Raw genomic sequence first — 13,828 nt, forward strand, 5'->3', positions numbered from 1 at the left:
ATAAAAAACTGACTGCCGCTCATTATAGTCTGCTGGTCAGGTGACGTAATGCGTAAGCGTCTGACTCAGCCATTCAATAAATACCCGCACCCGACGCGCCAGGTTCCGGCGATGCGGGTACAGCAGGGCGACGGGCATCGGGCGCGCGGTAAACTGGGGCAGGATTTCGACCAGTTTTTTTTCTTTCAGGGCCTGTAATACCCCCGCCCGTGGCACCTGAATAATACCCAACCCGGCGATGCAGGCAGCCCGGTACGTTTCTGTGCTGTTAACGGTCACTGCCCCGCCGGTCTTAATCAGCCGGGTGGTTTTTCCGTCGTCATATTCGAATCCGTCCGGCAGCCCGCCGAGGTGCTGGCTGTAATGAACCATCGCATGCTGAGAAAGTGCTTCCAGGGTGTCAGGTGTGCCAAAACGCGCCAGATAGTCCGGACTGGCGCAGTTAATCAGCGGCAGATGGCCAATCTGACGGGCGATCAAACCGGAATCCTCCAGTACGCCAACGCGTACCACACAGTCAAAGCCTTCGCGGATCACGTCCACACGACGGTCGCTGCTGCTGAGTTCCAGCTCAATGCCCGGATACTGTTGCAGAAAGTCCGGCAGCAGCGGGATCAGGTAATTACTGGCCAGACTGACCGGCATATCCACCCGCAGCCGTCCGCTGAGGGTGGCGGGATCGTGTTGAAACAGGGCGTCCATCTCATCCAGGGTGGCCAGCACGTCACGGCAGCGTTCGACGTAAACCTGCCCGTCCTGAGTAAGCTGCACGCGACGCGTAGTCCGGTGCAGTAAACGTGAGCCCAGACTGTTTTCCAGTGCCTGGATCTGTCGCGACAGGCTGCCTTTAGGCAGGCCGAGACTTTCCGCTGCTTTGGTAAAACTCTGCATTTCTGCCACCCGGACAAACACCTGCATTGCGTGAATTTTATCCATTGCTGTGCTCATTGTTGTGATAAATGGAACAGTGAAGCGTAGATGAAGACATTTATAGAACATATGAGAGGTAATATCCTCCTTTTTGTCCACAGCACACAACGGGAGTATAAAATGAGCCAGAAAATAGCACTGATTACCGGCGGAAGCCGGGGTTTAGGCCGGAATGCGGCCTTAAAACTCGCAGAAAAGGGCATCGACGTGATTTTGACCTATCGTAGTCAGAAGCGGGAGGCAGAGTCCGTTGTCGCCCGGATTCAGGCGCTTGGGGCCCGTGCCGTGGCGCTGCCGCTGGACGCAGGCGACAGTCAGGGTTTCAGCGCCTTTGTCAGCGAAGTCACGCACCAGCTGAAAAAAATCTGGCAGCGTGAAACATTTGATTATTTATTCAACAACGCCGGTACGGCACTGTATGCGCCCTTTACCGATACCACCGAGGCGCAGTTTGACCAGCTGGTGAACATCCATTTTAAAGGTCCGTTTTTCCTGACGCAGGCCCTTCTGCCGCTGATGGCGGATGGCGGACGCATACTCAATGTGTCCAGCGGCCTGGCGCGTTTCAGCCTGCCGGGTTCCAGCGCTTATGCCGCTGTAAAAGGGGCGATGGAGGTACTGACACGCTATCAGGCGAAAGAGCTGGGCGCGCGCGGTATCACCGTCAACATCCTGGCTCCGGGGGCGATCGAGACGGATTTTGGCGACGGGCGTGTACGGGATGATGCGGCGATGAATGCCTTTGTGGCATCACAGACGGCACTGGGTCGGATCGGGTTACCTGATGATATTGGTGATGCGGTTGCTGCGTTGTTCAGCGAGGGGTGCCGCTGGGTGAACGGGCAGCGCATCGAGGCATCGGGAGGGATGTTTCTGTAAAGGTGGGCGGAATGAAAAGCTCCGCCCTGTGGATGCCGGGCTATACCCGGATTGTGCCGTCGATCACTGTGACGGTCTGGCCGCCAATCCACACGCCATCTCCGGTCCAGGTGACGCTCAGGCGACCGGCCCGCTGCATGGCCGTTCCCTGACGCACGCGGTAATCCAGCTCGACGCCGCGCGCCTGCAGGTAGCGGGCCAGGCAGGCATTGGCACTGCCGGTCACCGGGTCTTCAACCAGGCTGCCCTGCTCAATCAGCAGGCCACGCACTTCATATTGTTCACTCCCGCCAGCTAACGGACCAAAGGGCATCACCCCGTCGACACCGGCTTGTTGCACCAGCCGGGTAAACGCCACCACGTCTGGCTTAATCGCCAGCACGGCATCAGCAGACGTCATCGGCACCAGCAGCCAGCGAATCCCCATATCGGCAATCATCACCGGAAGCTGTGCTTCCAGATCGCTGCTGTTGAGAGCATGAGTGATGGACGCGTCGCTGAACGGGGTGAGGATGGCTTCCGGGGCGGCGAAAGCCAGTATGCCGTCGTCACTGATGTTGACACGCACCAGCCCCAGGCCACACTCCTGCACAATCTGGCCGGGCGTTTTCAGCGCGATCCCGGCTTCGAGCAGCGCATGGGCGGTGCCCAGCGTCGGGTGGCCGGCAAAAGGGAATTCAGTATCCGGCGTGAAAATACGCACACGATAATCGGCAGCAGGGTCGGTCGGCGGCAGTACAAACGTTGTCTCAGACAGATGGGTCCAGCGGGCAATGGACTGCATCTGGTCGTCGCTCAGGCCGCTGGCATCCATGATCACCGCCAGCGGATTGCCGTTGTAGGGGGTGGAGGTAAATACATCAACCTGTTTAAAAGGACGTAATGGCGTCATAGCGCTTCCTGTCAGTGTGAAGGTTCTGCCGGCCGGGTCTCCGGATGAAGGTTGTCAGCCCCGACTATTATCGGTATTAATAAACCACAGTGGTTTAAAAAAGTGATGTTTTTATGCTGAAAATATTGGGTCGTGCGTCATCTATTAATGTCAGAAAAGTGCTGTGGTTGTGTGATGAGCTGGCGATCCCCTTCCGGCGTGAGGAGTGGGGCGAAGGTTTTAAGTCGCCGCAGGACGCTGAATTTAAGGCAATGAATCCGAATGCGCTGATCCCGGTTATCCAGGACGGCGACTTTATCCTGTGGGAATCGAACACCATTATTCGCTACCTGGCCAATGCGTACGGTGGGGAAGCGCTGTACCCCACAGCACCTCAGCAGCGTGCGCGCGTCGATCAGTGGATTGACTGGCAGGCCACGGAGCTGAACACCGCCTGGCGTTACGCGTTTATGTCACTGGTTCGCCACTCTCCGGCTCATCAGGACCCGCGCCTGCTGGCTGCCGCCAGTAAAGGCTGGGCGTACACTATGGGCATCCTTAATCAGCAGCTTGAGCGAACCGGCGCTTACGTGGCCGGGGATGCCTTCTCTCTGGCGGATATTCCCATTGGCCTGTCGGTGAACCGCTGGTTTGAGACGCCGCTTGACCACGCGAACCTTCCCGCCGTCCGCGCCTACTACGAACGTCTGACCGGACGCAAAGGCTATGCCACCTGGGGGCGCAACGGCACACCTTAACCCCTCAGGGATACCGTGCCGCTGTTACATCCCGGCGGCAATCCCACTCATTTCACAGGCCACCGCCCCGGTGCGCTTCAGCGCCCAGGTATAACGCTCGTCAAAGGGGTAACAGCAGGAGAGCCGCAGCGCGTGGTTGCAGCGTTCGGACAGCGTATAGAGTGCGCCGGGCGTCAGGCAAATTTTCTCCTGCAGCAAGCGATGGAACAGTTCCAGAGTGTCAATATTGCCCGGCAGTTCCACCCAGAACACAAAACCGCCGCTGGGCCGGGTGGCGCGTGTCCCCTGTGGGAAATGGCGGGCAATAATACCGCGCGCCTCCTCCAGCTGCGCGGCGTAACGACGACGCAGCGAGCGCAGATGATGGTCATAGCCGCCCGATTCGAGAAAATGCCCCAGCGCCTCCGACAGCAGTCGCGACTCCGCCAGAGAAGAGACGGCCTTTAGTCGTGCCAGCTGCTGGCTGAAGCGTCCGGCGGCAATCCAGCCGAGATGGAAGTCTGGGGCGACGGTTTTGGTAAAGCTGGTGCAGTACATCACCCAGCCATCTTCATCAAAGGCTTTCACTGCCGGGGTCAGCGGCCAGCAGAACTGCAGCTCGCTGTAGAGCCCATCCTCCAGCAGCGGTACCTGATAGTGGTTCACCAGGCGCGCCAGCCGCTTTTTCCCTTCCAGCGTCATGCTGCTGCCCAGGGGGTTCTGCGCATTCGGCATGGCAATCAGCGCCTGGATGCGCTTCTCCTGTAGCAGCAGCTCAAGCGCATCCAGCGACAGCCCGAACTGCGGATCGGTCGGGATCTCCACCACTTTCAGGCCCAGGCTGGCCAGCAGGGGGAACAGGTAAAAATAAGTGGGTGTCTCCACGCCGACGCAGTCGCCGGGCCGGGTGACGGCGCGCAGGCCCAGCTGTAGTGCTTCCATGCAGCCGTGTGTGAGGGTGACGTCATCGGCGCTGAGGCTGATGCCCAGGGCCATCGATCGGCGGGCAATTTCACGCCGCAGGCGCAGGCTGCCCGGTGGCAGAGCGTAGCGGCCAATCAGATCGGGCTCACGTCGCATCAGCGAGGCGATAATCCGGCTGATTTTTGCCGTTGGAAAGAAGTCCCCGCTCTGCGGGCAGGCCAGGGAGATATTGGTGTACTCACTGTGGTTCTGGGCGGCAAACACCGTATCAATCAGATCGAGCTTTTCGCTACTGGGGGAGCGGACGCCGGTGGGCTGAAATGCCTGCCGGGTCAGCGAGGGCAGCGTATCACGCACGTAATAACCTGACTGAGGGCGGGCCTCGATCAGGCCGCGATCTTCCAGAATACCGTAGGCGGTGAGGACCGTATTCACGCTGACCTGATGGCTGCTGGCACAGCGGCGGATCGCCGGAAGACGAGTGCCGGGCATAAAGGTCCCCTGATGTATGGCCTCTGCCAGCGTTTCTGCCAGCTGATGATAGAGCGTAGCCTGCGGTTCGATGGTGGACACAATATCCTCCTTAACTCATGGGTACAGTTATCGATTATTCATTATTGTACTCATTACAATAACTCGTTTCTGCATCTGTTACCATTGGGGAGGTCTGATTACACTGAGGGCCTCACTTGAAATGCAGGACAAAAATCATGCTTGATCCCTCTTTTATCAGCTATGTGACCGTGATGTCGATTACCCCTGGCCCGAACAATCTCATGCTGGCGACCTCCGGGGTTAATTTTGGCATCCGCCGCACGCTGCCGATGGTCAGCGGCATCCTGATCGGGTGTGGCTTACAGACGGTGCTGGCGGGGGTCATGCTTGAACTGCTGCTGCAGTGGATGGGGGCGATGCGTCTTCCGCTGACTCTGCTGGGCTGTACCTATCTGCTGTGGCTGTCGTGGAAAATCTTCCGCTCCGGTGCGCCGCAGCTGCGTGAGAAAGCGCGGCCGATGACGATGATCGGCGGCGCACTCTTCCAGGCGGTGAATCCGAAAGCCTGGCTGATGGCGATCAACGTCGCGCTGATGTACACGGTGAACAGCACAATCCTCACGGTGATGCTGAGTTTTATGGTGCTGAATCTGCCCTGCATCCTGATCTGGGCAATGATGGGCGATCGGCTGGGGAAACATTTACAGGTGGCGTGGAAACTCCAGCTATTTAACACCCTGATGGCGTTATCACTGCTGGCTACGACGCTGTGGATGCTGGTGGAAGCGTTTCAGGTGGCATAAAACGCAGGGCCGATCGCAACGTGCAATCGGCCCGGGGACTTATTTCCCGACCACGGAATCCACCACAGCGACGGGTTCGTCATTGGCAGCCGGGTTCATGGGGGCATAATCCAGCTGCAGTATCCGGCTGGTTTCAGCCAGCTCACGCTCGGTCGCTGCAACGTTGCCGTTTAGCCGCTGGCCATAGAACGGTATGATCGCCTTCAGCTTGCTCTGCCATTCAGGGGACTGCATCTGCTGCCTGAACACTTTGCTCATCAGATCGAGCATAATCGGCGCGGCGGTAGAGGCGCCGGGTGAGGCACCCAGCAGGGCAGAGATGGTGCCGTCCTGCGAGGTGACCACTTCGGTACCCAACTTCAGTACGCCGCCTTTATCGGCATCCTTCTGAATAATCTGCACCCGCTGTCCGGCTTTCACCCGCCGCCAGTCGCCTTTTTTGGCTTCCGGGAAGTATTCACGTACAGCATTCATGCGGTCATCTTCATTCAGCATTACCTGGCCCACCAGATACTTCACCAGGTCGAAGTTGTCGAGGCCTACACGGACCATCGGCATCAAATTCGACGGCGTGATGGAGCCGAACATATCCCACAGCGAGCCCTGCTTGAGGAACTTGGTCGAGAAGGTGGCAAACGGCCCGAACAGCAGCACCTGTTTGCCGTCCAGCGTGCGGGAATCCAGGTGCGGCACCGACATCGGCGGTGCGCCCACGGACGCTTTGCCGTACACCTTCGCGTGATGGCGCTGCACGACCTCCGGGTTATCGGTAACCAGGAATTCGCCCCCGACCGGGAAGCCGGCATAATTTTTTGCTTCCGGGATGCCGGACGCCTGCAACAGCGTCAGCGCCGCCCCACCGGCACCGATAAACACGTATTTCGCCCTGATGATGGTTTTTTCATCGTTATTTTTCAGGTCGGTGACGGTAATGCTCCAGGTGCCGTCGTCGTTGCGCCTGATGGTCCGTACTTCGTGTCGGCTCTGGCGCTCAAAATTGGGGCTTTTTTCGAGGGAGGCGACCAGCTGGCGGGTGATCTCACCAAAATTGACATCGGTACCGGTAGGAATGCGGGTGGCCGCCACTTTCTGCGTGTTGTCACGCCCTTCCATCACCAGTGGCACCCATTCTCTGACCTGCGCCGGGTCTTCTGAAAACTCCATGCCGCGGAACAGGGTGCTTTGCTGCAGGGCGGTAAACCGTTTCTTCAGGAAATTAACGTTGTCCTCACCCCAGACGAAACTCATATGCGATACGCTGGTGACAAAACTGCGCGGATTGCGCAGGACGTTACGCTGTACCTGGTGGGCCCAGAAACGACGGGAGATCTGAAACGCTTCGTTGATTTCCACTGCTTTCTTAATATCGACAGAACCGTCGGCGTTCTCCGGCGTATAGTTCAGCTCCATCAGCGCTGAGTGACCCGTACCGGCGTTATTCCAGCCGTTGGAACTCTCTTCTGCCACACCATCCAGACGTTCTACCATGCCGATACGCCAGTCTGGCTCCAGCTCCTGCAGGTAGGTGCCGAGCGTGGCACTCATCACGCCCCCCCCGATCAGTAAGACATCGACGTGCTTCTCTACTGCCATTTTACGCATGAGACAACATCTCCGTGTGATAAAGGAAATCAACATGTTAAGTAGAGAGGCAGGGCAGAATTTCTGTTCCCCGTCTGACTGCTTTGCCCTGATAAGGATTGCTGACAGTAAAAAACCACACCAACAGAATGTGTTTAATTGCTGTTCAAAAGCGTTGGAAAATATAGCATTGTTACGGGGTAATTAAAAAAGTGTTTAAAGATTAAAAATAAGAATGATAGGTCTTATAAAATAAGTAACATTTATACGGGCCGTTGAACGGCCCGTGAGGGCAGGGAAGATGACAGCGGAGGAAGAGGGGTAACTCTCTGAACAGTAAGAATTAATCTCGTGGGGCGCTGTCAGGTAACTTGCGCAGGCCGATGGCCAGTCGGTTGTAAGCATTCATCAATCCGATGGCAATGGTCAGGTCCGTTACCGCGGCGTCGTTAAATTCTGCTTGCACCTGTGCGAAAACCTCATCGGGGGCATTGGTCTGGGCGATCAGCGTTAGCGATTCGGCCCAGGCAAGCGCGGCCCGTTCCCGGGGGCTGAACCACTGACCGGCTTCACGCCAGACCTGAGTGAGCACAATTTTGTCCCACGGCAGGCCAGCTTTGTGTAACGCTTTCGTATGCATATCGATACAGTAGGCACAGCCGTTAATCTGTGAGACGCGCAGAAAGGCTAACTCGACGACATCATGCGGCAGACCGCTTTTGGCTACAAAGCTCCCAACGCCTGCCAGCGCTTTCATACCTGCCGGTGAAGCAGAGTAAAAGTCGATACGTTCGCTCATTGTCTTATCCTTTTATCGGGGGTTGGACGTTATTTTCCTTCGTTTTATGGGCTGCAGAAAGTGCCAGGAATTCACAAAAACATTGGTCCATCGGTTCCCGGGATTCTGTTGCGGCGTGATACCGGCCGCTCGCTGAGTGAACAGATACGCGAGGGGATATCCCAGGCGATTGACGAAGGTCGCCTGCAACCTGGTGCACGGGTGCCTTCCTGCCGTGACCTGGCCGCCCAGCTCGGCGTGGCGCGCGGCACGGTAAGGGTGGCCTACGACATGTTGGTGGACAGCCAGCGGTTGGTGGCCAGAGGCGCTGCGGGGACCTGGGTCAGTGAGGTGGCGCGGCCACAGGACGATCGCCAGCTGTCGGAGACGGCCGTTGTAGCCCCGCTGGCGGCCATTATTCACGCCTTCGATCGTCCACCGCTGACCTTCCAGATGGGGGTGCCTGCCAGCGATGCTTTTCCGGCAAAAGTCTGGTCGCGCATTCTGACGCGCCACGCCCGGGAGATGGTCAGTAACCCCGTGGGCTATGCCGATCCACGCGGCAGCCTGGCGCTGCGCCAGCAGTTGGTCAGCTATCTGTCGATGGCGCGCGGTCTCCGTTGCCAGGCCTCACAGGTGATCCTCACTAACGGTTATGCCGGAGCGCTGGGGCTGATCTGCCTGGCGCTCGGTTTACACGGCCAGCGAGTATGGATGGAAGATCCGGGGTATCTGCTGGCACGTAAGGCCCTGACGCTGGCTGGCGTGGAACCGATCCCCGTCCCGGTCGATGAGCAGGGGCTGTGTGTGGAGCAGGGGATACGCCTTGCAGCAGAGGCCGCGGCCGTGCTTGTGACGCCCGGTCAGCAGGCTCCGCTGGGCATGACGCTGTCGCTGGCGCGGCGTGCAGCCCTGCTGGCGTGGGCGAAGCGACAGGGCAGCTGGATCATTGAGGATGATTACCTGGGCGAACTGCAGCTTGAAGGGCGGGCGGCACCCGCGCTGGCCGCGCTGGATAGCGGTCGCGTGCTGCACATCGGCACTTTCAGTAAAACCCTGACACCCTCCCTGCGTCTGGGGTATCTGGTGGTACCGGCGGATCGGGCGGCACATTTTGGTGAGGCGGCCGCGCTGCTTGCCCCAGCCTCGTCCTTCGTGCTGCATAATGCGGTGGCGGAATTTCTCCATGAAGGCCATTTTATGCGTCATCTCCGCCGTATGAAACGGCTTTACAACGAGCGGCTGCTGGCGCTTTTAGAAGCCCTCACACCCTATTTCCCGCAGGCATCCCGTGCTGCACTGGCTGTGATCATCGAGCTTCCGGCAGGCAGCCAGGATACGCGTATCGCCCATGAAGCGCTGGCGTATGGTATGGCACCGACACCGCTTTCAGTGTGGTATCAGGATAACGGACGTCGGGGGCTGGTACTGAGTGTGACGACGTTGCCACGGGAGGGGTTTAACGGAAGTGCGCAGCGGCTAAAAGCCTTAGTGGATGCGTTCGGTTAAATCCTGCCCCGGGGAGGGGCAGGAGGCGATCATCAGGCTTTTTTCGCTGCGGCAGCAGCTTTAACGATCACGGCGAAAGCATCCGCTTTCAGTGATGCGCCGCCCACCAGGGCACCGTCGATATCCGGCTGGGCAAACAGCTCTGCAGCATTCTTATCGTTCACCGAACCGCCGTACTGGATGATAACCTGAGCGGCTACCGTCGCATCTTTCCTGGCAATGTGGTCACGAATGAATTTGTGAACGGCCTGAGCCTGAGCCGGAGTGGCAGATTTGCCGGTACCGATGGCCCATACCGGTTCGTACGCCACGACAACACCGTTGAAGGCATCAGCGCCCTGGGTATTCAGCACAGCGTCGATCTGGCGAGCGCACACTTCTTCCGTTTTACCTGCTTCGTTTTCCGCTTCGGTTTCACCGATGCACAGCACAGGGATCAGACCCGCTGCTTTCAGCACGGCAAATTTCTTCGCGATCAGCTCATCGCTTTCAGCGTGGTAAGTACGGCGCTCAGAGTGACCAATGATGATGTACTGTGCGCCCAGATCTTTCAGCATGTCAGCAGACACTTCACCGGTGAAGGCACCAGACAGGTTCACGTCGACATTCTGCGCACCCAGTGCGATATGGCTACCGGAAATGGCATGTTTAGCCTGATCCAGATACATCACAGGCGGCGCAATCGCCACACCACACCCATCAACACCGCTCAACTCGGTACGCAGACCGGCGATCAGTTCGTTGACCATGTGCTTGTTGCCGTTCAGTTTCCAGTTACCCATAACTAATGGATGTCGCATTGTATCCTCCACGCTTAGAGAGTATTAAAGCTGCCAGCAGGCAGCATTGTCTGCCAGACAGTATAGAGATCAAACACCGGAAAGGCTTTGCTTTTCGTCATCCTTTGGATCTGTCTTCTCAGGGATTGCTTAACGCCAGTTTCAGCGGTTCCACAGCAAATGTTAATCCTTTATCGCCGTTATCGGCCACGATGTAGCGCAATGCTCCTTCTGTCTGCTGATAAAAGCGCGACCCCTTACCTTTTTCCAGCAGTTCTTCTGCACGTTTCGTACTCTGTTCGTCACTGAGCATCGGTTCAAAGAAGCGGATGAGTGCGGCAATATACGCCACCGCTTTGTCGCGTGACGGTTTCTGTTCAGGGCCGGGGATAGGAAGCCAGGTAATCTGCAAGGTTTTGATTTTTCCTGTTCCCTGTTCCAGTGCGGTCGACGAATAAAGATTTTCGTTGATCTTGCTGGCGGCACGCGTCAGATTGCTTTTATCATCACGACTGTCAATGGCGCGATATTCACTTAACGGTAACGTTGTATTGGCAGCATTATACTTTTCGCGAAACTGGCCGATAGTCATATCAAAGGTCGGGGCGCCTGCCTGCAGATAGGGAGCGGCAGGAAGATGCTCTGTACGGTTTTGTGGATCGGGACTGGCGTGTGCCGCAGGGAAAATGATGGCGGATAGCAGTGCCATCCCTGCCCAAATCGCGTTCTTCATATCAATGGCCCTAACCTGTAAACTCAGCCCAAGATTAAACGGACAATGGCCCGCAAAGTCAAAGGGCACCCGGACTCTGAGATAAAAATAATGACGTTACAGCAATGGTGTTTCTCTTTTCGTGGCCGTTTGGGTCGGCGGGATTTTTGGATCTGGCAGGCCGCCTGGATTTTAATGCTGGTTCTGATGTTCACTCTGGCGGGCAACGGCTGGCTGGATACCCAGACGGCAGCCTTCTGCGTCGTGGCCCTGCTGTGGCCTGCGAGTGCGGTTCTGGTCAAGCGGCTGCATGACCGCAACAAAGGCGGCCAGTGGGCGCTGCTGTTTATTCTGGCCTGGATGCTGATGGCGGGACACTGGGCGATGCTGCCCGGGGATCTGCAGTGGGTCGTGGGGCGTTTTATTCCTACGCTGATTCTGGTGAGCATGGTGGTCGAGCTGGGGGGCTTTACCGGAACGGCGGGGGATAACCGTTATGGCAAAGCGACGCAGCCGGTTGTTTTTCTGCGTCGCCGTGCCTCTGACTACCAGTAATGTTCACTGGTCATATGTCCGGGTTTGCGTTTCAGATGCTTACGCATTCCCCGGCTCTCCTTAAGCACCTGCTGGGTATCACGCACCATTTGCGGGTTGCCGCACAGCATCACATGGCTGCTATCCGCATCCATCGTTAATCCGGTTGCCGCTTCCAGTTCACCGCTCTCAATCAGCGCGGGTACTCTGCCGGTGAGCGAGCCGGGGCTCTCTTCACGGCTGACGACTGTCTGGATCTGTAATTTCCCGCTGTAGCGCTGCTGCAACGCCTGCATCAGCGGCAGGTAGCTCAGGTCCTGTGCATAACGCGCGGCATGAACCAGAACGATATTATCAAAGCGATCCAGCCCTTTGCCTTCCTGCAGAATGGACAGATATGGGCCAATGGCGGTGCCGGTTGCCAGCATCCACAGGGTTTCACACTGGGGAACCTCATCAATGACAAAGAAACCCTGGGCATCCTGGGTGATCATCACCTCATCGCCGGGTTTCAGCGCGTGCAGTCTCGGGCTGAGTTTCCCCTCCGGTACGGTAACCAGGTAGAACTCCAGATTTTCATTGCTGGGCGCGTTTACAAAGGAATAGGCGCGTACGACACGTTCGCCGTCAATTTCCAGCGCCAGTTTGGCATATTGCCCGGCTGTGAAGGGATCGACAGGGGCCGTCACCGTCAGACTGAACAGGGCGTCGGTCCAGTCGGTAACCTGTTTAACACGGGCATTGACCCATACGGCCATAAAACTCTCCTTTCTTCACTTGCAACAGTATTCGCGTCTCTGTGGCTATCTTCCTTACCCAATGGACTTTTTTCCAGTCATGGGAGCAGGTCAGAGCTCATATCGACAAAGTATGCGCACTATTTAAACGTAGCGTAAAAAATGTTTTACAGTATCGCCCGTATTTGCTGACAGTGAAGCACGGGTTATTTCACTGCGGCCTCTCGCTTTGCCACGTAATCCTGATATTTTCACCGCCATAATGCCGGCCTGGCTGGCAAATCTTCTTAACTGCGCGAAATTCTTCGCACTTTATACTGATGTGAGTCGATGAAAAAGATTGAGAACGGCCACCTGCTGGTGATGCTGATTGCCCTGCTGGCGGTGGGTCAGATGGCCCAGACTATTTATGTTCCGGCGATGTCGGCTATCGCGGAGGTCTTCCATGTCCGTGATGGGGCGGTGCAGCGGGTGATGGCCGCCTATCTGATGACCTATGGCGCGTCGCAGCTGTTTTACGGTCCGCTGTCGGACAGCATCGGCCGTCGCCCGGTGATCCTGATGGGGATGGCGGTATTTATCATCGGATCGCTGACCGCACTCTTTGCGGTCAGCCTGAACGGCCTGGTGCTGGGGGCCGCTATTCAGGGGATGGGAACCGGCGTCGCCGGCGTGATGGCCCGAACCATGCCCCGTGACCTGTATGCCGGCAGTGCGCTGCGCTACGCCAACAGCCTGCTCAATATGGGCATACTGATCAGCCCGCTGATCGCCCCTCTGATCGGGGCGGGGCTGACCCACCTGTTTGGCTGGCAGGCCTGTTTCGCCTTTTTACTGCTGCTGTGCCTGGCAGTTACGGCAGCGATGCTGCGCTGGCTGCCCGAAACCCGGCCAGCGGGCCAACAGAAGCGGCCGTTCTTTTCCCGCTATCGTCCCCTGCTGGCCGATAGCAGTTTTATCCGTTATCTGGTGATCCTCATAGGGGCACTGGCTGGCATTGCCGTATTTGAGGCCAGCTGCGGCGTGCTGATGGGGGGCGTGCTCGGCTACAGCAGCTTGGCGGTCAGCGTGCTGTTCATTCTGCCTCTGCCTGCAGCCTTCTTCGGGGCCTGGTTTGCCGGGCGCAGTGAGAAACCTTTTACCACCGTGATGTGGTACGCAGTGAACAGCTGCCTGCTGGCGGGCGTCATGATGTGGATCCCCGGCTGGCTGGGGGTGATGAACCTGTGGACGCTGATAGTGCCTGCCTCGCTGTTTTTCTTTGGGGCTGGCATGCTGTTTCCGCTGGCGACCACGGGCGCAATGGAGCCCTGGCCCTATATGGCGGGCACCGCCGGGGCCCTGGTGGGGGGCTTACAGAATCTGGGTTCCGGACTGATTGCCTGGCTGTCAGCCCTCCTGCCGCAGACCGGACAGTTCAGCCTCGGGATGCTGATGTTTGCCACCGCGCTGCTGATCCTGCTGTGCTGGCTGCCGCTCTCGAAGCGACCGCAGGCACACGCGGTATAAACCGTGCATCGCCTGCAGGGTCGCCATTCGGTCCGGCAGGTGATGCCTTT

The 13,828-nt window shown here is 57.7% G+C and carries 14 protein-coding genes; 6 read left to right on the forward strand and 8 right to left on the reverse strand.

The window, feature by feature from the left end; all coding sequences use genetic code 11:
- Positions 1 to 36: 36 nt before the first annotated feature.
- Positions 37 to 936 (reverse strand): LysR family transcriptional regulator, encoded by a 900-nt coding sequence (locus tag ACZ3HG_RS19635; protein ID WP_191935315.1) that lies wholly within the window; start codon positions 934 to 936, stop codon positions 37 to 39.
- 114 nt (positions 937 to 1,050) lie between these two features.
- Between ACZ3HG_RS19635 and ACZ3HG_RS19640 the strand changes: the two genes are divergently transcribed.
- Positions 1,051 to 1,809, forward strand: coding sequence for an SDR family NAD(P)-dependent oxidoreductase (locus ACZ3HG_RS19640; RefSeq protein ID WP_465333996.1), 759 nt, complete (start codon positions 1,051 to 1,053; stop codon positions 1,807 to 1,809).
- A 40-nt stretch (positions 1,810 to 1,849) separates the two neighbouring features.
- Here the strand turns inward: ACZ3HG_RS19640 and ACZ3HG_RS19645 are convergent, their stop codons facing one another.
- Positions 1,850 to 2,701: a PhzF family phenazine biosynthesis protein gene (locus tag ACZ3HG_RS19645; RefSeq protein ID WP_191935313.1), complete on the reverse strand. Its 852-nt coding sequence runs from the start codon at positions 2,699 to 2,701 to the stop codon at positions 1,850 to 1,852.
- A 113-nt stretch (positions 2,702 to 2,814) separates the two neighbouring features.
- On the opposite strand from ACZ3HG_RS19645, the gene ACZ3HG_RS19650 reads away from it, so the two are divergent.
- The gene (locus ACZ3HG_RS19650) at positions 2,815 to 3,438 is read left to right on the forward strand and encodes a glutathione S-transferase family protein (RefSeq protein ID WP_465333999.1); all 624 of its coding nucleotides are present in this window, start codon (positions 2,815 to 2,817) and stop codon (positions 3,436 to 3,438) included.
- A gap of 24 nt (positions 3,439 to 3,462) precedes the next feature.
- Here the strand turns inward: ACZ3HG_RS19650 and ACZ3HG_RS19655 are convergent, their stop codons facing one another.
- A complete protein-coding gene (locus tag ACZ3HG_RS19655) occupies positions 3,463 to 4,914 on the reverse strand; it encodes an aminotransferase class I/II-fold pyridoxal phosphate-dependent enzyme (protein ID WP_191935311.1) in 1,452 nt (483 codons plus the stop codon).
- A 137-nt stretch (positions 4,915 to 5,051) separates the two neighbouring features.
- Here ACZ3HG_RS19655 and ACZ3HG_RS19660 point away from each other — a divergent pair, with 137 nt between their 5' ends.
- Positions 5,052 to 5,639, forward strand: a complete 588-nt coding sequence (locus ACZ3HG_RS19660; RefSeq protein WP_465334001.1) for a LysE family translocator — start codon at positions 5,052 to 5,054, stop codon at positions 5,637 to 5,639.
- A gap of 39 nt (positions 5,640 to 5,678) precedes the next feature.
- Here ACZ3HG_RS19660 and mqo read toward each other — a convergent pair whose 3' ends face one another.
- Positions 5,679 to 7,277 carry a malate dehydrogenase (quinone) gene (gene mqo, locus ACZ3HG_RS19665; protein WP_191935310.1) on the reverse strand — a complete coding sequence of 533 codons (1,599 nt, stop codon included), beginning with the start codon at positions 7,275 to 7,277 and terminating at the stop codon, positions 5,679 to 5,681.
- Positions 7,278 to 7,563: 286 nt separating this feature from the next.
- On the reverse strand, positions 7,564 to 8,019 hold the full coding sequence (locus ACZ3HG_RS19670) for a carboxymuconolactone decarboxylase family protein (RefSeq protein ID WP_191935309.1): 456 nt from the start codon (positions 8,017 to 8,019) through the stop codon (positions 7,564 to 7,566).
- Positions 8,020 to 8,079: 60 nt separating this feature from the next.
- Here ACZ3HG_RS19670 and pdxR point away from each other — a divergent pair, with 60 nt between their 5' ends.
- Positions 8,080 to 9,507, forward strand: coding sequence for a MocR-like pyridoxine biosynthesis transcription factor PdxR (gene pdxR, locus ACZ3HG_RS19675; protein WP_191935308.1), 1,428 nt, complete (start codon positions 8,080 to 8,082; stop codon positions 9,505 to 9,507).
- Positions 9,508 to 9,539: 32 nt separating this feature from the next.
- Here the strand turns inward: pdxR and tpiA are convergent, their stop codons facing one another.
- A complete protein-coding gene (gene tpiA, locus ACZ3HG_RS19680; RefSeq protein WP_062746833.1) occupies positions 9,540 to 10,307 on the reverse strand; it encodes a triose-phosphate isomerase in 768 nt (255 codons plus the stop codon).
- Between the two features lie 118 nt (positions 10,308 to 10,425).
- Positions 10,426 to 11,019: a YiiQ family protein gene (locus tag ACZ3HG_RS19685; protein ID WP_191935307.1), complete on the reverse strand. Its 594-nt coding sequence runs from the start codon at positions 11,017 to 11,019 to the stop codon at positions 10,426 to 10,428.
- A 90-nt stretch (positions 11,020 to 11,109) separates the two neighbouring features.
- On the opposite strand from ACZ3HG_RS19685, the gene ACZ3HG_RS19690 reads away from it, so the two are divergent.
- Positions 11,110 to 11,553 carry a DUF805 domain-containing protein gene (locus ACZ3HG_RS19690; RefSeq protein ID WP_465334005.1) on the forward strand — a complete coding sequence of 148 codons (444 nt, stop codon included), beginning with the start codon at positions 11,110 to 11,112 and terminating at the stop codon, positions 11,551 to 11,553.
- On the opposite strand, the gene fpr is transcribed toward ACZ3HG_RS19690, so the two are convergent.
- Positions 11,544 to 12,290, reverse strand: a complete 747-nt coding sequence (gene fpr / locus ACZ3HG_RS19695) for a ferredoxin--NADP(+) reductase (RefSeq protein ID WP_191935305.1) — start codon at positions 12,288 to 12,290, stop codon at positions 11,544 to 11,546. The genes ACZ3HG_RS19690 and fpr overlap by 10 nt on opposite strands.
- A gap of 309 nt (positions 12,291 to 12,599) precedes the next feature.
- On the opposite strand from fpr, the gene emrD reads away from it, so the two are divergent.
- Complete coding sequence (gene emrD, locus ACZ3HG_RS19700; RefSeq protein WP_191937084.1) at positions 12,600 to 13,778, forward strand: multidrug efflux MFS transporter EmrD; 1,179 nt, start codon at positions 12,600 to 12,602, stop codon at positions 13,776 to 13,778.
- The last annotated feature ends 50 nt before the right edge of the window (positions 13,779 to 13,828 follow it).

The sequence above is a fragment of the Erwinia sp. PME.40.26/001 genome, assembly GCF_055556675.1.